Raw genomic sequence first — 19466 nt, 5'->3', positions numbered from 1 at the left:
TCAAGGGTGGTAGATGTCGTCCCTCGTCCACGGCAGTTCATGGCTGCCATCGGCATGGGCCTTCACGGCGAGGATCTGGTGCAGGTTGATCCAGCCGCGAGCGAACGCATAAGCGCAGCCCGCCAGGTACAGACGCCAGATACGCAGCGCCTGGTCCGGCACCAGTTTCGCAGCGGCTTCGAGGTTGTCCTCAAGCCGTTCGCTCCAGTGGTCCAGCGTGCGCGCGTAGTGCAGGCGCAGACTCTCGACGTCGACGATCTCCAGACCCGCTTCGCTGATCTCGGCCGAGATCATCGCCAAGTGCGGGAGCTCGCCGTTGGGGAACACATATTTCTCGATGAAATCCCCGGCGCCGCGCCCCACAGGGCGGCCATCGGTGTGCTTGGCGGTGATGCCGTGATTCATCACCAGACCGCCCTCTTTCACCGCACCGAACAGGGTTTTGCAGTATTCGGCGAGGTTGGCGTGGCCGACGTGCTCGAACATGCCGACGCTGACCACTTTGTCGAAACGCCCGTCCCGGGGCAGATCGCGGTAGTCGAGCAGTTGCAGTTCGATCTGGTCTTCCAGACCTTCGGCTTTCACTCGCTCGCGGGCCAGGGCCAGTTGCTCTTTGCTCAGGGTGATACCGAAGACCTTGGCGCCGAACTCACGGGCGGCATACCGCGCCAGTCCGCCCCAGCCACAACCCACGTCCAGCAGATAGTCGCCGGGCTGCAGGCGCAGCTTGCGGCACAGGTGCCGGAACTTGGCTTGCTGGGCTTGCTCCAGGGATTCGCTGCCGGTTTCGAAATACGCGCAGGAATACGCCATGTCGCTGTCCAGCCACAGCTGGTAGAACGCGTTGGACAGGTCGTAGTGATAGGAGATGGCTTTGGCGTCGGTTTCCTTGTCATGCACGGTGCGCACCGGCTGACTGTCTTCGTCCTCGTCGAGCAGCGCCGTGCTCAACTCATCGCACACCCGGATGACCTCGCTGATCGAGCCTTCCAGTTCGAGTTTGCCCTCGACGAACGCCGCCCCCAGCGCGTCGAGACTTGGATGAGTCAACTGGGACACCATCAACGGGTCCTTGACCACGATGGTGACACTGGGCGTCGGGCCCAGATTGAATTCATGGCCGTCCCAGAGTCGCAGGCGTAGCGGAAGCTGCAGATTCTGTAAGGCCGGTGGAAGTTGCGCGAGCATGGAATATCCCCCTGGTTTCAGACGTCTGATCTGAGGGTAGACCATCCTTGAAAATTAGCAGGCTATCGATTTGATAGTCGCCGACTATCAGCCTCAGAGGCTGTCATCGCGCTGTCATCCCTGGTTCAGTGCGCCTTCTCAAATGACTGCGAGACCGGCGCACAGTTCGAAAATTGATCAGTCCGACGCTTTGAGCTTCAGCAGTGGTTCCTGAAAACGCAGCAAGCGTCCGGCATTGCCCAGCACCAACAGCGTACTCAGATTGTGCAGCAACGCGGCGATCATCGCCCCCGCCGCACCGAGCCAGCCGAAGGCCGCGAACACCACGATGGCCAGCGTCCAGCCCAGACCGATGATCACGTTCACCTGCAAGGTCCGTCGGCACTGGCGGCTCAGGCGCACACAGGTGCCGAGCCGCCGCAGGTCGCTGCCGATCAGTACGATATCGGCGGATGCCAGCGCAATATCCGCGCCGCCCGCGCCCATCGCCACACCCACAACACCCGCCTTGAGCGCCAACGAATCGTTGATCCCGTCGCCGACCACCATCGGCCGGAAGCCGTTGTCGATTTCCTTGAGCACTCGATTGAGCTTGTCTTCGGGCAACGCCTGGGCTTCGACTTCGTGCAGGCCGACATCCCTGGCGAGGGTTTGCGCGACGCTCTGACGGTCACCGGTCAACAGCAGTTGCCGCCCCAACCCGAGATCACGCAGTTCGCTCAACGCAAATCGCGCTTCCGGTTTGACGGTGTCGGCCAGCAACAGCCAGGCAAGGAATTCGCCGTTCAGTGCCAGCCCGGCAATCGGGCCATCGTGTTCGGGGATGGCGGTGGTCGGGATGCCCAACTGCGCAAACAGCTCCGGACGCCCGAGTGCGGCGTCGCCTTGCGCGGTTTTGGCCACTACGCCCAGCCCCTGCCGCTCATGAATATCGGTCAGCACCAGCGCCTCTTCTGCGCTGACCAGTCCGGCCAGCGCGCGGCTGACCGGATGGCTGCTAGCCGCACCCAGGCTTGCAGCCAGCGCCATCACCGACCCGTGATCTGCTCGCAGGCTGTTGATCGATTGCAAGCGCAGCGTGCCGTACGTCAGGGTGCCGGTCTTGTCGACGACCAGCGAAGTGAGATCGGCCAGCTCCTCAAGGAATGCCGAACTGCGAATCAGAATCCCGTGCCGCGCCGCCACCGCCACCCCGGCAATCGCCGTGGCAGGTGCCGACAACACCAGCGCGCATGGGCATGCTGCCACCAGCACCGCGAGCATCGCCTGCGCATCGTTGGTGATAAACCAGGTCACCGCCGCGAGCAGCAACACCAGCACCATGTAGCTGCCGGCATAACGTTCGAGCAACCGGGTGATCGGTGGTTTGGAGCGTTCGGCGTTCTGCATCAGCGCGATGACTTTGCCGAGGGTGGACTCATCCCCGGTGCGAGTCACTTCGATTCGCAGCAGCCCGTCGAGGTTGATCGCACCGCCGAATACCGCCATGCCGACGCCCGCCTCGACCGGCACCGACTCACCGGTGATCGACGCCGTATCGAGGCTGGCCTGGCCGGATAAAACCCGACCGTCCGCCGGCACTCGATCCCCGGCGCGCACTTCGACTTTGTCGCCGGCCTTGAGCGTGCCGTTGTCGACTTCGATGATCGAGCCGTCCGCCTGCACCTTGCGCGCGTGGCTGCGGGTCAATTGGCCGAGGGCATGAATCGCTTCCTCGGAACCGATCACACTGCGTTCTTCCAGCACGTGGCCGAAGATCATGATGATCGGCAACAGCGCCGCCGTGAGCAGATCGCCCGTGGCCCAGGCCCCGATCATCGCCAGGGCGATCAACTGGTCGGTGATGCCGTGCAGGCTCGGATAACGCAGGCTGAACCACGCCGAACGCATTACCGGCACCGCGACTAACAAAGAAGCAAATCCGAGCAGCAACTGACTGACGCCCGTCTGTTCCGGCATCAACCAGCGCCAGATCAACCCCAGACCAAGCAAGCCGAGGGCGAGCATTGCCAAGGTCAACTGGCGCGCGGCGCGGCGTTGTTCGGCCGAGGACAACAAGCTCGGTGCGGTGGTGGTGGCAGTCATTTGCTGGCTCCCTGAATGATCAGGCGTGAATCGTCTTTTGGATCGACCGTGGTGACCGAACCGGCCTGACCGAGAATCTTCGGCATCCGCTCGCGGTACAGACGCAAGAGCATTTGCGGGTCCGTGCCCTGCTGTTGCGCCTTGGCCAGGCTCAATACCGTCGCCGTGTCGGCGGAAGCTCTGGCCAGGCGCTCACCTGCCTGGGCGTGGGCGACTTGCAGCGTGCGGTCAGCCTGTTCGTTGGCGGACTGAGTGAGCTTCTCGGCCTCGGTGCGGGCATTGGCGACCGCTTTGTCGGCTTGCTGGCTGGCGGTGAGGACCGCGTTAAACGCGCTCACCGCCGGCTCCGGCAGACTCGATTGCACATCGACCCGTGCCACTTCGATGCCGATGCCCTGACCGCTCGCCTTCAACTCGGCGAGGCGGCGGTTGATGCCTTGCACCAGATCACCGCGCAGCCGTTCGCGACGTTCGGCGGCCTGATTGTCAGCGCCGATCAACTCTGGCCGCGCCACCAGAATCGTGTCCAGGTCCCGCGCGGCCGTCAGCGCCACTGCGCTGCGGGTCACCACTCGATCCAGCGCCGGCAGCACGTGCTCGCCTTGCAGCACAAAGTCATAAGGATCGGTGACCTTGTAGAACACCCGCACATCCAGCTGCACAACACCGGCGTCACCGGTGAGCAGATAACCGGAACCGGCGAGCGCATCACTCAGCGGCGTGGCGAAGGTTGCCACGCGATCCGCCTGCAGGGCCTGATCGCTGCGCAGCAAGTTTTCCACTCTGCGCTCGATCACCCGATCCGCCGCCGGCAACAAAACCACCTGTTCGAACGGCTGCGGCCACGCCAACAACAACCCGGCATTCTGAATGCGATCCAGCGCTCCGAAATGCAAAACCACCGCGCGGTTTTGCGGATCGATCTGCCGGACATTGGAAAACGCCCAGGCCAATGCCGCGAGCACTGTCACCGCATACAGCGCGAAAAACGCCAGACGTCCCGCTTGAATCCACGGACTGTTCAGCGAATGTGTTCCACGTGGAACTTCATTCATGGCTGCGATCCGCTCTTGCTGTCGAGATTGGGCGGACCGTCGACCAACACCCGAAATGGCGCAGCGTCGGTGCGCAGGATCAGTTTGGTATCTGGCGAAACGATGGTGCCGAGGGTATCCAGCGAGCGCAGCAAGTTGTACAGCTGCGGTGAGCCGGCGTAAGCGCGCCCGTAAATCTGCGCCGCTTCCACCCGCGATTGGGCTTCGATATCGGCGGCTTTCACCGTGGCATCGGCTTGCACGATGCGCGCATCGCGTTCGGCGGCGGAGCGGATTTGCGCTGCCTCTCGCTTGCCGATGGCCGTGCGCTCGGTGGCGATGGTTTCGCGCTCGGCGCGCATCCGGTCAACCGTTGCAGTGAGGGTCACCGATGGCAATGTCAGCCGTTCGATGCCCACCTGCACCACCCGCACGCCGTAAGTGGCGAGCAGTTGCTGATCGATTTGCTGGCGCAACTGCGCTTCAAAATCGGCGATGCGAACCTGGCTGGCATCGGTATTGACCAGATTGGCCAGATCAAAACTGCTGGCCGTGGTTTCCAGTGCCGAGCCGACAAACGTGCGAATCTGCCGCGCCGCTTCGTCCGGCTGGTTCTGCACGGCGCGCATGAAGCGTTGCACGTTGTCGGGATCGCCCTGCACCTGCCAGGCCACGTACGCCTGAACGATGATGCGCAAACCGTCGCGGGTGCCGACGTCCTGCAAGCCGCTGGAGGTTGTGCGCAAACGCAGATCCACCGGAATCGCCGCTTCGAACGGTGCCGGCCAGCGCCAGCTCAGACCCGGCTCCAGCAACACGCGGGACGGATTGCCGAAACGGGTGATGACCGTGGCTTCACCGGAGCGCACTTGCACCAGGCTCGCCGCCGCGATGGCGAACGCCACCAGCAACGCTGCCCAGCCCATACGTTTCCACGGAAAAGGCCCTGCCTCTTCCGGCGCACCGTGGTGATGGTGATGATGCCCGTGATGGTGATGACCGCCGCCATGAGCATGATCGTGGCCGCTGTGGTCATGGTGATCGTGAGTGTGCGACTGGCTCAATGGGTGGCTCCTGGCTGAGCGGTGGTGCGCGCCGGATCTGCCGGCAGCGTGAACGTACGCAGGTCGATGGTCGGTGCGTTACTGCTGCCGCCCAGGCGATGGTCGAGTACCAACAGTTTGGCTTTGCTCAAACCCTGGCTGAGTTGGCTGAAGTATTGCTCCAGCACGAAGGCCTGGCCGGCGCTGGCGTAGGCCTTTTGTTCGGCGCTGAACTTCAGATCCGCCGCCCGGGCGGTGGCATTGATTTCATGGGCGTTGGCACTGGCCTGATCCCGAGCGAGGCTGGCCTGCAACTGCGCCTGGTTACTCGCTTCGGCAGCGGCGCCGCGCTCGCGAGAGATCAACGCCTGAGCGCCGATCTGCGCCGCTTGCACGCTGTGATAGGCATTGGCCGCACCGGCCGGCGGGTGTATCGCTTCGACCACTGTGGCGAGAATTTCCACGCCGCTGTCGAGTTTCTGCAGATCGCTTTGCACGGCGCGGCCGATTTCTTCGGCGAGTCCGGTCCTGTCCTCGCCAAGCAAACCGTCGAGTGTGCGCGAGGCAAAGTCATGCACCAGAATCCGGCTGGCGGTGCTGCGGATCAGCGTCGGCACATCGGCGCTGTTGTAGGTGGCGGCCAGTGCGGCTTGATCGCTCAGGCCGATGCGATAGACGAAGCGCACGTCCATGTTGACGATTTGAAAGCTCTGCTGATCGCCCCGGCTGCTGGCGATAACCTGGGACTTGTCATTGACGTGACTGGCGTCCCACAAACGGTTGGCTGTCAGTGGCGCCGGACCTTCTGCCGGGTCCAACTGCACGGGTGCCGGGTTCTCGCCGACGCTGGTCGCCAATTCATGGACCACGCCGTTCTCGACATTCAGCACACGCCCCAACGGCCAGGGCAAACCCGCATGCAGCCCCGGCCCGAACACCTGCACCGGTTTACCGAAACGCTCGTAAATGCCACGGCTTTGCATCGGAATTTCGTGAAGCCCGGTGAGCAACCAGCCCACCGTTGCTACCAGTACCAACACCGGCAAGAACGCGCGGCGCATGTAACTGAAGGCCCAGATCTGACGCAGATCGATGCCGAAGCGGTAATGCAACTCATGCTGCAACGCAAGCAACGGTTGTGGCGGCCAGCGCAGCAGATCGGCGACGAAACTACGGGCCAGCAGCACCGGTTCGAGTTGTTCGCGGCGCGGGCTGAACAACGACAGCAGTGCACGCAGCAGCAATTCCAAGGCAACCAGCCCCGGGAGAATGCCGATCAACACTGCCAGACGCACCGGCCAGATCGCACTGTCACTGGCGAACAACAGGCACAACGCGCCCAGCACCAGACTGATGATTGCAACTCGCGTCAGCTGCGCCAGCGCTCCGGCCTCGGGCCATTGCGCCGGATTTTCCTGGGCCAGCTGTCGCTCCAGCACCAGCAGACCGAACGCCAAGAGCAACGCGATAGCCGCGCCGACCGTGGCGGACAACCCCACACCCGCCGCCGGCAGCGTCAGATTCCACGTCTGCTCGAGGCTCAGCAGCACCAGCAACGACCACCCGCCAAGCCACAACGTGGCCGCACCGATCTGCCCGAGCAGATGCAGACTGCGCTGGCTCATCCGATCCAGCAGCCGCTCGTACCAGCCATCCGGCGCAGGTTCTTCAGCAACCGTCACCGGCACCACGGGATTGATCACCCACGCCCGCCATTGCGTCACCCACCATGCCGATTGCAGCCCGGCGACCAGCACCAGCAACGCCGCGCTCTGATTGACCAGCAACGCGGGCCACAGCGATTGCGGCGCAAACAGCCCGACAAAAAATGCCAGCACCCACCCTGCCCCGGCCAGCGCGCCCAGACCGATCGCCAGGCGACGCAAACGCCGGCCCTGCGTCGCCGCTTGCTGAAAGCGCGGCAATCCGTTCACCGGCGTGCCTTCATCCAGATCGACTTGCATATCCCCCCAAACTCTTTGGCTCACTGCACATATCGTTACGATATAACGAAAGTCGTGAAATATTTGTACTCATTTGCATCATTCAAAGATGGGCAACCTGTCGCTTGCCTGAAGCCTTGACCGAAATGTCTGGAAACGCACATATTACGTTCGTAATTTTAAGCACCAACTACTTTTACCGATCCGCATCCTTCAGCCAGGAGTAAAAGCATGAGCAACTATGACGTGGTGATTCTGGGCGGCGGCCCCGGCGGTTATAACGCAGCGATCCGCGCCGGCCAGCTGGGCCTCAAGGCCGCGTGTGTCGAGGGCCGCGCCACGCTGGGTGGCACCTGTCTGAATGTTGGCTGCATGCCGTCCAAGGCGCTTTTGCATGCGTCAGAGCTCTACGAAGCAGCGCTGGGAGCGGAGTTCGCCAACCTCGGTATCGAGGTCAAACCCACGCTCAACCTCGCGCAAATGATGAAACAGAAAGACGAAAGCGTGAGCGGCCTGACCAAAGGCATCGAATTCCTGTTTCGCAAGAACAAGGTCGACTGGATCAAGGGCTGGGGCCATATCGACGGCCCCGGAAAAGTCAGCGTGACCGGCGATCAGGGCAGCCGGATCGAGCTGACTGCCAAGGACATCGTCATCGCCACCGGCTCCGAGCCCACTCCCCTGCCCGGCGTGGAGATCGACAACAAGCGCATCCTCGACTCCACCGGCGCGCTGTCCTTGAGCGAAGTGCCCAAACATCTGGTGGTGATCGGCGCAGGCGTGATCGGCCTCGAACTCGGTTCGGTCTGGCGCCGGCTCGGTGCGCAGGTAACCGTGGTGGAATACCTCGACCGCATCTGCCCCGGTGTCGACGGCGAAGCCGGCAAGACTCTGCAACGCTCACTGAGTAAACAGGGCATCAGCTTCAAGCTGAGCTCGAAAGTGACCAGCGCCACCTCCTCGGCCACTGGCGTACAACTCAGCGTCGAACCTGCCGCTGGCGGCAGCGCGGAAATCCTTGAAGCCGATTATGTGCTGGTGGCCATCGGACGTCGCCCGTACACCCAGGGCCTGGGCCTGGAAAACGTCGGCCTGAGCACCGACAAACGCGGCATGCTCGCCAACAAACAGCATCGCACGGAAGCGCCTGGCGTGTGGGTGATCGGTGACGTGACGTCCGGGCCGATGCTCGCGCACAAGGCCGAAGACGAAGCCATGGCCTGCATCGAGCAGATCGTCGGCAAGGCTGGCGAGGTCAATTACGACCTGATTCCCAACGTGATCTACACCCGCCCGGAGCTGGCCAGCGTCGGCAAGACCGAGGAGCAGCTGAAGGCCGAGGGCCGGGCGTACAAGGTCGGCAAATTCCCGTTCACCGCCAACAGCCGGGCGAAGATCAATCACGAGACCGAAGGCTTTGCCAAAGTCATCGCTGATGAGCGCACCGACGAAGTCCTCGGCGTGCACCTGGTCGGCCCGAGCGTCAGCGAAATGATCGGCGAGTTCTGCGTGGCCATGGAATTCAGCGCCTCGGCCGAAGACATCGCGCTGACCTGTCACCCGCATCCAACCCGCTCCGAAGCGTTGCGTCAGGCGGCAATGAATGTCGAAGGGATGGCGACGCAGATGTAAGCACTGTGCGAATACTTCCCGCGCAATGCGGGAAGTATCAGGACGGCAGATGCCCCAGCGGCAACGCGCCGGGCGTTTTCACCGTGTGGATCGCAAAATTGCTGCGGATATCGCTCACCCCCGGCAGCTTCAACAGGCAACCGGTGAGAAAGCGGTCGTAGGCGCGCAGATCCGGCACCACCACTTGCAGCAGAAAGTCCGATTCCCCGGACACCAGAAACGCTGAAATCACCTCCGGCAATGCGGTCACCGCCCGGTGGAATGCCTCGGCCTGTTCGTCGTTGTGGCGCTCGACCTTGACCCCGACAAACACCGTCAGCCCCAACCCCACTTCATCACGGTCCAGATTGGCCTGATATCCGCGAATCACCCCGGCCTCTTCGAGCATCCGCACCCGGCGCAGGCACGGCGATGCCGACAGGCCGATTTCGTCGGCCAGTTGTACGTTGCTCAGGCGTCCGTCCCGTTGCAGTGCGGCAAGAATCTTGCGGTCGAAGGCATCCAGTTTCATGGTTGGCAGATCCTGATGGTTTTCGCGGTGAAAGAGCGCAGATTATGCCAATCCAGAGGCCTTTAGAAGCTGACTACGCAACCACCTGCCCTGCCCTTCGGCCCTAGACTGAGGCTACCGAATCGACAACGAAAGGGGTGCGATATGGCAAGTCTCTGGCTGTTTTTCCTGGCGCTGGCAGTGGTCTTTCTGTTGCCCGGCCCGGACATGATCCTGCTGTTGCAGACCGGTGCCCGTCAGGGACGCGGCGCAGCGCTGGCCACGGCGGTGGGTCTGGCCATCGCCCGAGGCTGTCATGTAGCGCTCGCGGCGCTGGGGCTGGCGGCGCTGTTCAAGGCGGCGCCGTGGACCTTCGATGCTGTGCGGATCGCCGGGGCGGCGTATTTGCTGTGGATCGGCATTCAATGCCTGCGCACCACGCTGTTGCCGGATCTGGACGCCGGCACCGTGACGGACAGTCATGCGCAGTGGTATGCAGCCATCCGCCGCGGCCTGCTGACCAACCTGCTCAACCCGAAAGCGTTACTGTTCTGCTCGGTGCTGCTGCCGCAGTTCATCGTGGCAAATGGCGCAGCGGTGCTGACCCAGTTCGCCGTGCTCGGTGCGATGCTGGTGGGCACAGGTCTGCTGTTCGACAGCGCCTACGCCCTGACCGGCGCCGCGCTGGGCCGCTGGCTGAAACACAGCCCGACGGCCCAGCGAGTGCAACAGTGGCTGTTCGGCAGCCTGTTGATCGGCTTTGCCGTGCGCCTGACGTTCGTCCAGCAGGCTTAGACTTTGCGGGCCTTGCGTTGGCGTCGAGTGATCAGCAACAACGCCACCGCGGTGAAGGCCACGATCGCACCGATCTGCACCGGCCACTTGTACGGCCGCAGTGTCGAACGCAACGAGTCGGTCACCTGAGTGACGTAGCGCTTGTCGGCATTTTCGAAGTCCGGATAAGGGCATTGATGGCCGAAATCCACGGCCCACGGCACGTACGGCCCTTCGTCGACATAGCGTTTGTACAAGGCGCTCTGCTCTTCCAGGCTGCTGTTCCAGCCCGCCGCCGAGCACAACACGGCGGCGAACGCCTGACTGGTGTGCGGCAGATTATCCGCCGCACGGCTGGCCAGCGCCGTGGCGACAAAACGATAGTGATAACGCTCATCCGGTTGCGCTTCACTGGCCTTCTGACGTCGCACTTCGGCCTCGCTGACCAGCGGCCCGACTTTCAGCTCGGTGTTTTCCAGGCTGTAGTTGCCGCCGAAGGTCGCGTAATCCGGGGCCATTTCGTAGCCCAGGATGTCCATGCCCCACTCACGGGCTGTCCACGCAGCATTGAACAGTGCGCTGGCACGTTGGGTCGGCCACCACGCTGAGTCGGCCTTCAGGCGTTGCTCGCCATAGAGCCGGGCCTTGTTCTGCAGATCGGCATTGTCGAAATAACCGACCGCTTCTGCGTAGTGCCCCTCACGCAACAAGCGCCGCCCCAGCAGATTGCGCAGGCTGGCGGCCACCGGCAGCGGCACGTAATTGTCGCGATCCTGCTGGCTCAGCGCGGGCGGTGCCGGCACGTTGGTATCGACATAGTTTTTCAGCTCCTCGACCGTCAGCACTCGCTCGGCCACGGTCGCAGCGTCGAACCAGTAAAGGTGCTGGCTGCGATACAACTGGTCGAAGGCCTGCAGGTACTCGCCACGTTGCAGCGCAAGGATCGCGCGCTCGCCCTCGACCCGGCATTTCGGCTGCACGGTTTCGAGATTCCAGTCGGCGGTACGCCGCTCGCCCCAGGATTCGTCCTGCGGGAACGCTTGCGCAGCCTTCGCGTAGGCCGCAGCCGCTGCGTTCCGATCGCCATCGCGCACCGCCAGTTTTGCCCGCAGCCACCACGCCAGACCGCTGTCGCCCGCGTGTTCGAGGAACGCCTTGGCGCTGGCGTAATCGCCTTGCTGATAATTCATCGCCGCCAGGCGATCAGCGTTGTCGAGGCTGCCGCGCGTGCTCGCTTGCAGCGCTTTGACCAGCTTCTTCTCGTTCGGTGGCTCATCGCCGAACGACCAGCCGATCCGGCTGATCAGCGAGGCGGTCACCAGTTGCTGCACCGCTTCGCGGCGCAGCAATTTCGCCAGCCGATCTTCGGGCTCCTCGGCCAGTTCGTTCATCAACTGCTTCAGCGAGGTGTAACCGACGTCCGAGCCGTGCAGGTTCTGCGCGGCATACAGCTTGATCGCGCTGTTCCAGTCACCCGCCATGCGCAACGCCCGCGCCTCTTCGCCGAGGCTGGCCACGCCCAGTTCCAGCGGATCGCTGAAACCGTCGATGCTCAATTGCCGCGTCTGGCGGAAGGCGTCGATGGCGTTTTCCAAGGCTTCGAGCGCATCGCCCGCTTCGCTGCTCATGGCAAAGAACGCCCGGCCCAGCGAATACGCGGCCCAGGTGCTGCGCAACGCACGCTGATCGGCCGGCAGCGCCAGCAACTGACGGAAATACTCGACCGCCAGTTGATGGTCACCGGCGCCGAACGCCACCGCGCCCGCCACATACAGACGCAGTTCCGCCGGCAGGCTCGCACCCTGCGCGTCGACCTGACGCGCGTCGGTCAGGCTGCGCAGCTGTTTGACCAGCGCTTGCTGTTCAGGCGTCAGGCCGATCTGCTCGGCCTTGTCGCGCACCTCGGCGGGTTCTGGCGCCTCGGCGTAGATGTCATCCGGATTGTGGGTGGCGGCGGTGACGTTCTTCAGCCCGGCGATGGTTTTGCCGAGGCGACTGATCTCGAACCTGAAGTTGCCCTCCGGCAGCTCCGCCAGCGATTGCCCGCGATCGTCGAGCAGACGCATCGGGAAGTCCGGGCCACAGGCCAGCGCCGAGCCCAGCGGCAGGCTGAGGCTCAGGCAAAGCAGATGGCGGGGCCAGTTACGGGTCAACATGCGAACCTCCTTGATCAATATTTGCGCAGCGTGCCCAACCGATCGCGCGCTGCCCTCCCGCCGGCAATCGGCCGTCGCGCAGGCGGGTGAAGGTAAGCAGATCCGGGTCTTGTTGCAACGAATAACCGGCGAGCGCGTCAGCGCCTTCGCAGCCCCGGGCCTGGATGGTGATGCGGGCGGGCCAGGCGCTGTCGAGGTTACCGACGTTACGCAGGGCAATGTCTTGCAGGCCATTCTGTTCGGTAAACACCACGCCGAGCTGGCTGCTCAACGCATCGCCTCGGGCGACCGCGCGCAGCGTGCTCAGGCTCCAGGCTCTGCGGTCGTTGGCCAACGGCAGACGAAACCAGATCAGGCCGGCCAGATGCGCCGGGCGATCCTCGCGCAATTCATTGGCGAGTCGGCCCAGTTGTTGCGGATCGGCGAGCAATTCGCGCCGCTGACCACCGCGCTCGAGCGGTACTTCGCTTTCCACCACCGGAGCTCCATCGACATCCGGCAACAGCGCCACGCCATAGGCCGGCAGCGCCAGATAAAACGGTTTGTCGGTCACTCGCCCCCAGGCCTTGGCCCAGCGCCGCGCCTGTTCGGAGTCGAACAGACCGCGACGCGGATCGCTGACGGCATGCACCTGCAACACACTGCTGTCGACGATCGCCAGCAGCGCGGGCAATTGCGGACTGTCGAGCCAGGCAGGTAACGCAGTGATGCTCAGGGGCAGGTTGGCCGGCAATGCCGTACGCAAGTGAGCAAGGAATCCGATGTAAGCAGGCAGGCGGGCACTGCCGGCATCATGGTCGATCTCGACCCCGGCCAAGGTAAGCCCCTGAACTTGCCAGTCAGCGAGCACTTGAAGGATTTGCGCCGTAACCGCTTGCGAATCGAGCGCCTTGAGCTGGCCGTCGAGGCGAATCACCGCGATCAACGGCCGGGCATCGCGTCTCAGCAACGCAGAATCGACGCGTGCCCGACTCCATCCGGCATTCGGGAACGCCTGCAACGCCAAGACCCGCAACGTCGAAAAGTCGTTGCGACTGTCATTCAGGGCAAGCTCATGGGCCGGCGTCCATTGCCGTTGCCAGACGTAAAGTTGCTGATCGAGTGGCACTGCGTCCTGTCGCTCACAAGCACACAGCAACAACACAGCCACCAGGGCGGACCACCCGATGATAAAGCGCATACCTTGCAGATCCCTGAGACATCAGGCTGCAAGGTTACACAAAAGCGTTCAGGGCTTGCGGGCAATGATGACCTGACTTTTCGCCACCACCGCATCCAGCGCCTGCTTGATCTGCGCGCCGCGCGGCGAGTCGAGCACCGCTTGCCAGGTCTCGGCCCAATGGTTGAGCAGCGGATGATCCGGGTTGCTGAACTCGACCTTCGCTTCCCAGAACAGCATCATCCACATCGACCAGTAGAAGCCGTACTGGCTATGGCTGATGATCTCGAGTCCCGCCTCGCTGACCATCGCCTTGAACTGCTCTTCGCTGATGATGCGAATGTGGTTGGGCTTCTGGAAATACTCCGGCGCGGCGATGTCTTTTTGCAGGTCTTCGGAGCTGGGGTGCGGCACGCTCAGCAGATACAGCGCGCCCGACTGGCCGACGCGCACCAGTTCGGCAAGGAACTGCGCCGGGTCGTCGACGTGTTCGATGACTTCAGTGGACACCACGCGAGTGGCGGTGCCATCGGCGATCGGCAGCGGATTGCAGTCGGTCACATGGCATTCGACGCCACGCGCCGGCGTATCGCTCAGGCGCTGGCGAGTCGCTTCGACCTTGGCGCCGTCGATGTCGGCAATGATGATCTTCGCCCCGCGCATGCCGCAGAAATGCACGTTGCCACCGTCGCCGCAGCCAACGTCCAGCAAGGTGTCGTCGGCGGTCACCGGGAAGCCTTTGAACAGCTCGCCGGTTTCCTGGTTGAACCAGCCGCTGAGCATCGCGTCGTGCAGGCCGAGCATGTAAGGGTCGACCTTGTCGGCGACCGGTGCGACAGCGTGTGCGGGGGCCGGAGCCGCCGTGAGTTTTTTCAAAAGGCTCAGCATGAGGTGGCTCCAGGGGGCGAGACAACGGTTCGCGAGGTGCCGAGGCGTTTCACCAGCGTGGCGCCTCGATTGCGCATGGGCATTTCGATCAAGCGGTAATTGAGTTCGCTGAGCAGCACGATCAGGCCACCGGCTATCAGCAGCGTCACGATCGGATGCCCGGCCGGGCTCGGCAGACCGGCACCCTGCAAACGGAAAATCAGTTCCCGCACCAGTTGATAGGCCGGGATGTGGATCAGGTAAATGCCGTAGGAGCGGCTGCCGATCCATGCCATCAGTCGTTGCAGGCCACCGGCCGGCAGCAGGTAATTGCGGTCGTATGAAGCAATCCACACCAGCACGGCGCTGAGCACGGCGATAGACCCGATGCGGTAACCGGCGAAGGTGAAACGGTCGGTGGCCATGAAGCTCAGCAGCGCTCCGAGGCCGATCAGCGCGAACACTCCGGCCCATGGCCGCCGCAGGAATACCGGCTCCCAACGGCGGTAACCCGGCTGCACGCTCCACATCGCCAACAACACACCCAGCGCCAGCGCATCGGTACGAATCACCATCAGCAGCGGCGTGCGCACCGTAAACAGCTGCACCGCCACCAGCGCCAGCAATGCCCACACCAGATGCTTGCGGCACAGCATGATCACAAGCGGGAACAACAGGTAGAACTGCTCCTCCAGCGCCAGGCTCCAGTAGACGAAACTGCTGCCGTATTCGTAATGAAAGAACGCATCGGCAAAGCGGAAGTTGGCGTACTGCAGCACCCCGGCCAACGTGGCCTGGACGTTGGCGGACCACGTCCCGAACGCGCCTGATCGATTCAGAAACACGCACGCCAGCAGCATCAACGCCAGCCACAGCCAGGCCGAGGGCAACAGACGAAACGCCCGACGCAGCCAGAAATTGCGCGTCTGCTCCCAGTATTCCTGGCGATTGCTGCAACCGCGCAGCGCCGGGATCAGGCTGCGGGCGATGACAAACCCGGAGATCGCAAAAAACAAGTCGACGCCCCACCACGGCTGCGCCCAGGCATGAACCCTTTCAAGCAGCGGCACCGGGTCGGTGAACAGGCTGCCCTGCAGGTGATGAAACAGCACGCCGAGTACCGCGACAGCGCGCAGGACTTCGATGTCCATGATCCGCTTGCCGCTCATGACACAGGTCCTGCATCGAGCGGTTTGCGGGCAATGATCACCTGGCTCTTGGGCATGAACCGGTCGAGCATCTGCTTGATCGCCAATCCATCGGGCTGCGCCAGCAAGTCCTGCCAGGTTCTGGCCCAACTCTCCATCAACGGTGGATACGGCGCCTGGATCCGGTCGCGCACGGCGCCACCGAGGTCACGGCCGGCAGCCCGTTCGCTGGCCCAGAAAAAAATCATGCCCATGACCCAGAAAAACCCCGTGGCCTGACGATGCTCGATCACCAGACCGGCATCCTCCACCAGTGCCGCGAAGCGTTCCGGGGTGAAGATCTGCACATGATTGGGCGACTGGTAATAACCCGCCGGGGCGATGCCCTGCTGCAAATGCTCGCCCACCGGTGCCGGCACGCTGAGCAGGTACAGCGCACCGGGACGGCCCATGCGTACCAGCTCGGCCATGAACGGCTCGGGATGATCGATGTGTTCCAGCACTTCCATGCACACGACCTTGCTCGCACAGCCGTCGCTCAGCGGCAATGGCAGGCTGTTGCTGACCAGACCGAGACTGGCCTTGCGGCTCTGCGCTTCGACTTGTCGGGCGAGGTCGCGCACCTTGTCGTGTTCGCTGTCGGTGAAGATCACCGAGGCGCCCTGGCGCACGGCGAACAATGTCGCGACACCCTCGCCACACCCCACGTCGAGCAGGGTGTCGTCCGCGTCAATGACAAAGCCCTTGAGCAACTCACCACTGTCGCCGTTAAACCAGCCGTCGAGCATGGCGTCATGCAGACCCACATCCCTGGGCGACACGCCCGCGGCAACCGGTTCAGGCACGGATACCGGCGCCGGGTGCGCAACCGGACGCAAACGCCTCAGCCATGCGCGGATCATGTCCCCGTGGCTTCCGTTGCAGCGGCACCAAGGTGCTCGTGTACCTGAACGAGAAAATCGCGCAACCGCTGCTCGGCCACCGCCTGACTGCAGAACGCCTGCAGGCTGGCAACGGCCTGCGCCGACATCTGTGCATAGAGCCGGGGATTGTTCTTCGCCACCTCATAGCTGTCGCGATAGGCCACACAGACCGACGCCCAGTTGGTCATATAGCGCAACGTGCGGAACGCCTTGCGCGGATCGTGAGGCCAGGCGGTGAGTTCATCGGTGGACTCCACCACGAATGCGTTATCGGTGCTCAGGTAATCGATCATCGCCGTGGTGCGCGGCGCCACAGCCGGCTTGCCGCAGGACATGAATTCCATCAGTGGCAGACACTGGCCCTCGCCGTAGGACGTGTTGACCACGTACCGGGTGGCCTGCACGAGACGCTCGTAGTCGGCATCCGCGAGGTAGCCGTAAATCAGCACGATGCGACAGCGGTAGGACTGGTTCTTGTACAGATGATGAAGAATGTCGCTGAGCGCCTCTTCGGCATCGTGGTGCGTGAGCTTGAGCACCAGTGTCGCGTCTTCGACATCGCGAAACGTCACACAGAAGGCGCTGAGCATGTCTTCCCAGTTCTTGCGTCCGTCACCGGGATTGAACACCGATGTGTAGACGACACCGTCCAGCAGCAGCTCCTGCTCGCGCGCCGGCGCCTGGAAATCGATGCCCTTGCCACGGCGCAGGTGTTTCGGGCCGAACGCGTCGAGATCGAGCTGACGACTGTCGGCGACCAGCCCTTTGATCGTCAGGCGCACCAGCCCTGTCGAGGGCTGGCCCTGAAGCTGCGCGCCACGGGCCGCGAAGCGATCCCACACCGGCGCCGGCACCGCGACAATCGGGTAATCGGCGCCCATGGCCTCGCGCACGGCGTTGACCGTGTAGCTGGAATGGGTGATCGCCGCGCCGCAGGCCCGGAGCACCGTGCGCCAGTCATTGCGCGGCTCGTTGTCGAAGGGTTCGTTGGGGATGGTGCTGAATTCCCAGGCGAACACCGGCAACGTCGGACATGCCAGGTGGATCGGCGTGCGGTGCGGCGGCGAGAACGACAGGAACACGCAGGGCTCGCCACGGGACAGGCATTCCAGATACAACGCATCGACTTCGCGCGCCGGATCGACGACTTCCACCACACGCCCAAGGCGTTCGAGCACCGGGCGATACTCCTTGAGCACGAAGTAATAGCTGTACTCCGAACGCCCCAGGTTCTGCGCGATGGTGTGCTGGTTGGTTTCCGAATGAATGATGATCAGCATGAGGCGTTGTCCGTCACGGGGGCGGCATCGGCAGCCAGCGGCACGAGGCCGAAAAAGTCCGCCATGCGCCGTTGTACCGGGGCAAACGCGCAGTAATCGTGCATGCGTTCGACAGCGGCGGCAGACATGCGCGCGTATTCCTGCGGCTGCGCCTTGGCCATCCGGTAGCTGTTCTCATAGGCGCTTTTGAGCGAAGCCCAGTCCGGCCGATAGCGCAGGGTGCGGTAAATGATGCGGGTGTCCTGGGGCCAGATCGTCAGCTCTTCGCTGGACCGGACGACGAAGGCCACGGTGTCGTCGATGTAGTCTTCCATGGCCGTGTGATCCGGGGCGATCACCGGTTTGCCGCTGGACATGAACTCCATCAATGGCAGGCACAGGCCTTCGCAGCGTGAGGCGTTCACGTAGAAACTCGCAGCCTGGTAGAGCCGCGCGTATTGCGCGTCGTCCAGATAACCATGCATCACCAGCACCCGGCAGGCGAACGGTGTCAGTTGTGCGAGCAGGGTCATCAGTTCGCTGTAGTAGGACGCCAGATCGTTCTGGGTAATCTTCAGCACCAGTGTCGCGTCAGGCGTTTCGCGAAAGGCCCAGCAGAAGGCGGTAACCAGATGATGCCAGTTCTTGCGGCCGTCCCTGGGGTTGAACACCGTCACGTAGATCACGCCTTCCACCGTGGTCTCGACCACCGAGGACGTGTCCGGCAGATCCAGCGGCGGTGGCTCGGCCACGGCCACCGCATGCGGAGCGGCAATGGCCGGCAGGCGTTTCTCGAGCCAGGCGTGTGTGCGATCCGACAGCAGATCCTGCACACCTTCCCAGTACCAGTGATGCAGGAACTTCACCCGTTCTTCACCCGCCCCCAGCCTCCACAGACGCAGATAATGACGGGCAATGACCAAGCGGCGTTTGAACGTCAGCGGTGGCGGGCGTAGCGCCTCGATTTCGGCCAGTTGTTCGGCAGTCAGCGGCTTGGGCAACAGATCGTCGGCAGATAACGCCAGCGTGCGACTGTCGAAAATGCAGCCCTTGATGGCCAGGGTCGCGCCGGGATTGATCGGCTCACTGACATGTTGCTCACGAATGGCGGCGAAGTTTTCCCACAAGGGCGTCGGCAGCACGAGTACCGGAAAGTCCTCGCCCATGGCGCGGCGAATCGCGCGGGCGGTGTGGCTCGACAGCGTGATGACCCGTCCCTGTCGGGCGAGCATCTGCGTCCAGTCGTGGCGCGGATCATCGTCCCATGATTCATCGGGGATCGAATCGAATTCCCATGCAATCACGCAGATTGTCGGGCATTCAAGGTCGGTCGGGGTATTTTGTGGCGGCGTGAAGGACAGGAAAACGCTGCTTTCACCGGCGGCGAGCAGTTGTCGGTAGAGTGGATCAACCTCGGCGCTAGTGGACACCACATGCACTCGCCCCAGGCTTTCCAGCACCGGGCGATAGGCCTTGAGCACGAAGTAGTAGCTGTATTCGGGACGCCCCAGACTCTGGCTGATGGAGCGGTCGTTGACGTCCGAGTAGAGAATGAAATTCATGGCATCCCACGGTGCAACCGCCATCCCGGCAGCTTCACGCTATGACGGCCGAGCGTCGGATCGAACCGGCATCAGCGCTGTTCGTCCTGCGTCATCGGGCACGTCTCTGTTCTTGTTTTAATGGTCGGTTTTACCCTGTCGCACGATCCTTGCGAAAAGCCGCCGTGGATCGCGACGAGGGGCATTCTAAACACATCCGTCGC

Annotated in this window: 15 protein-coding genes; 2 read left to right on the top strand and 13 right to left on the bottom strand. The window is 63.1% G+C overall.

Annotated features, from left to right (window positions below):
- The 5 genes from cfaB to hflK (AC07Y2_RS07860) form a co-directional block, all read right to left on the bottom strand.
- Entirely contained in the window at nucleotides 1-1188 is a 1188-nt protein-coding gene (gene cfaB / locus AC07Y2_RS07880; protein ID WP_103385797.1) for a C17 cyclopropane fatty acid synthase CfaB, read from the bottom strand.
- Between the two features lie 177 nt (nucleotides 1189-1365).
- The gene (locus AC07Y2_RS07875; protein ID WP_074689865.1) at nucleotides 1366-3273 is read right to left on the bottom strand and encodes a heavy metal translocating P-type ATPase; all 1908 of its coding nucleotides are present in this window, start codon (nucleotides 3271-3273) and stop codon (nucleotides 1366-1368) included.
- A complete protein-coding gene (gene hflK / locus AC07Y2_RS07870) occupies nucleotides 3270-4328 on the bottom strand; it encodes a protease modulator HflK (RefSeq protein ID WP_039765030.1) in 1059 nt (352 codons plus the stop codon). The genes AC07Y2_RS07875 and hflK (AC07Y2_RS07870) overlap by 4 nt, the downstream gene beginning before the upstream one ends.
- A complete protein-coding gene (gene hflC, locus AC07Y2_RS07865) occupies nucleotides 4325-5371 on the bottom strand; it encodes a protease modulator HflC (RefSeq protein ID WP_045121726.1) in 1047 nt (348 codons plus the stop codon). Before hflC ends, hflK (AC07Y2_RS07870) begins: the two co-directional genes overlap by 4 nt.
- Nucleotides 5368-7314 (bottom strand): protease modulator HflK, encoded by a 1947-nt coding sequence (gene hflK, locus AC07Y2_RS07860; RefSeq protein WP_103385798.1) that lies wholly within the window; start codon nucleotides 7312-7314, stop codon nucleotides 5368-5370. The genes hflC and hflK (AC07Y2_RS07860) overlap by 4 nt, the downstream gene beginning before the upstream one ends.
- 210 nt (nucleotides 7315-7524) lie before the next feature.
- On the opposite strand from hflK (AC07Y2_RS07860), the gene lpdA reads away from it, so the two are divergent.
- Entirely contained in the window at nucleotides 7525-8925 is a 1401-nt protein-coding gene (gene lpdA / locus AC07Y2_RS07855) for a dihydrolipoyl dehydrogenase (RefSeq protein ID WP_085747982.1), read from the top strand.
- Nucleotides 8926-8962: 37 nt separating this feature from the next.
- On the opposite strand, the gene AC07Y2_RS07850 is transcribed toward lpdA, so the two are convergent.
- On the bottom strand, nucleotides 8963-9436 hold the full coding sequence (locus tag AC07Y2_RS07850; protein ID WP_007954205.1) for an Lrp/AsnC family transcriptional regulator: 474 nt from the start codon (nucleotides 9434-9436) through the stop codon (nucleotides 8963-8965).
- A gap of 144 nt (nucleotides 9437-9580) precedes the next feature.
- Here AC07Y2_RS07850 and AC07Y2_RS07845 point away from each other — a divergent pair, with 144 nt between their 5' ends.
- Complete coding sequence (locus AC07Y2_RS07845; protein ID WP_039765022.1) at nucleotides 9581-10210, top strand: LysE family translocator; 630 nt, start codon at nucleotides 9581-9583, stop codon at nucleotides 10208-10210.
- On the opposite strand, the gene AC07Y2_RS07840 is transcribed toward AC07Y2_RS07845, so the two are convergent.
- Genes AC07Y2_RS07840 through AC07Y2_RS07810 form a run of 7 tightly spaced genes read right to left on the bottom strand, consistent with a single transcriptional unit; the run spans nucleotide 10207 to nucleotide 19263 of the window.
- Complete coding sequence (locus tag AC07Y2_RS07840; protein WP_103385799.1) at nucleotides 10207-12345, bottom strand: hypothetical protein; 2139 nt, start codon at nucleotides 12343-12345, stop codon at nucleotides 10207-10209. The genes AC07Y2_RS07845 and AC07Y2_RS07840 overlap by 4 nt on opposite strands.
- Complete coding sequence (locus AC07Y2_RS07835; RefSeq protein WP_103385800.1) at nucleotides 12332-13525, bottom strand: DUF3142 domain-containing protein; 1194 nt, start codon at nucleotides 13523-13525, stop codon at nucleotides 12332-12334. The genes AC07Y2_RS07840 and AC07Y2_RS07835 overlap by 14 nt, the downstream gene beginning before the upstream one ends.
- Nucleotides 13526-13573: 48 nt before the next feature.
- Nucleotides 13574-14392, bottom strand: a complete 819-nt coding sequence (locus tag AC07Y2_RS07830; RefSeq protein ID WP_074689855.1) for a class I SAM-dependent methyltransferase — start codon at nucleotides 14390-14392, stop codon at nucleotides 13574-13576.
- A complete protein-coding gene (locus AC07Y2_RS07825) occupies nucleotides 14386-15540 on the bottom strand; it encodes an acyltransferase family protein (protein WP_103385801.1) in 1155 nt (384 codons plus the stop codon). The genes AC07Y2_RS07830 and AC07Y2_RS07825 overlap by 7 nt, the downstream gene beginning before the upstream one ends.
- Nucleotides 15537-16421, bottom strand: coding sequence for a class I SAM-dependent methyltransferase (locus AC07Y2_RS07820; RefSeq protein WP_085667314.1), 885 nt, complete (start codon nucleotides 16419-16421; stop codon nucleotides 15537-15539). Before AC07Y2_RS07820 ends, AC07Y2_RS07825 begins: the two co-directional genes overlap by 4 nt.
- Nucleotides 16418-17722 carry a glycosyltransferase gene (locus AC07Y2_RS07815; protein WP_103385802.1) on the bottom strand — a complete coding sequence of 435 codons (1305 nt, stop codon included), beginning with the start codon at nucleotides 17720-17722 and terminating at the stop codon, nucleotides 16418-16420. The genes AC07Y2_RS07820 and AC07Y2_RS07815 overlap by 4 nt, the downstream gene beginning before the upstream one ends.
- Complete coding sequence (locus AC07Y2_RS07810) at nucleotides 17716-19263, bottom strand: glycosyltransferase (RefSeq protein ID WP_256586975.1); 1548 nt, start codon at nucleotides 19261-19263, stop codon at nucleotides 17716-17718. The genes AC07Y2_RS07815 and AC07Y2_RS07810 overlap by 7 nt, the downstream gene beginning before the upstream one ends.
- Between the last annotated feature and the right edge of the window lie 203 nt (nucleotides 19264-19466).

This window comes from Pseudomonas sp. GW456-12-1-14-TSB6, from assembly GCF_059424205.1.
This window is presented reverse-complemented; position numbering and strand designations above follow the sequence as displayed.

Excerpts from the sequence above, each read along its gene's own strand:
- cfaB (WP_103385797.1), bottom strand. The coding sequence starts at position 1,188 with ATGCTCGCGCAACTTCCACCGGCCTTACAGAATCTGCAGCTTCCGCTA.
- AC07Y2_RS07875 (WP_074689865.1), bottom strand. The coding sequence starts at position 3,273 with ATGACTGCCACCACCACCGCACCGAGCTTGTTGTCCTCGGCCGAACAA.
- hflK (WP_039765030.1), bottom strand. The coding sequence starts at position 4,328 with ATGAATGAAGTTCCACGTGGAACACATTCGCTGAACAGTCCGTGGATT.
- hflK (WP_103385798.1), bottom strand. The coding sequence starts at position 7,314 with ATGCAAGTCGATCTGGATGAAGGCACGCCGGTGAACGGATTGCCGCGC.
- lpdA (WP_085747982.1), top strand. The coding sequence starts at position 7,525 with ATGAGCAACTATGACGTGGTGATTCTGGGCGGCGGCCCCGGCGGTTAT.
- AC07Y2_RS07850 (WP_007954205.1), bottom strand. The coding sequence starts at position 9,436 with ATGAAACTGGATGCCTTCGACCGCAAGATTCTTGCCGCACTGCAACGG.
- AC07Y2_RS07845 (WP_039765022.1), top strand. The coding sequence starts at position 9,581 with ATGGCAAGTCTCTGGCTGTTTTTCCTGGCGCTGGCAGTGGTCTTTCTG.
- AC07Y2_RS07840 (WP_103385799.1), bottom strand. The coding sequence starts at position 12,345 with ATGTTGACCCGTAACTGGCCCCGCCATCTGCTTTGCCTGAGCCTCAGC.
- AC07Y2_RS07835 (WP_103385800.1), bottom strand. The coding sequence starts at position 13,525 with ATGCGCTTTATCATCGGGTGGTCCGCCCTGGTGGCTGTGTTGTTGCTG.
- AC07Y2_RS07830 (WP_074689855.1), bottom strand. The coding sequence starts at position 14,392 with ATGCTGAGCCTTTTGAAAAAACTCACGGCGGCTCCGGCCCCCGCACAC.
- AC07Y2_RS07825 (WP_103385801.1), bottom strand. The coding sequence starts at position 15,540 with ATGAGCGGCAAGCGGATCATGGACATCGAAGTCCTGCGCGCTGTCGCG.
- AC07Y2_RS07820 (WP_085667314.1), bottom strand. The coding sequence starts at position 16,421 with ATGATCCGCGCATGGCTGAGGCGTTTGCGTCCGGTTGCGCACCCGGCG.
- AC07Y2_RS07815 (WP_103385802.1), bottom strand. The coding sequence starts at position 17,722 with ATGCTGATCATCATTCATTCGGAAACCAACCAGCACACCATCGCGCAG.
- AC07Y2_RS07810 (WP_256586975.1), bottom strand. The coding sequence starts at position 19,263 with ATGAATTTCATTCTCTACTCGGACGTCAACGACCGCTCCATCAGCCAG.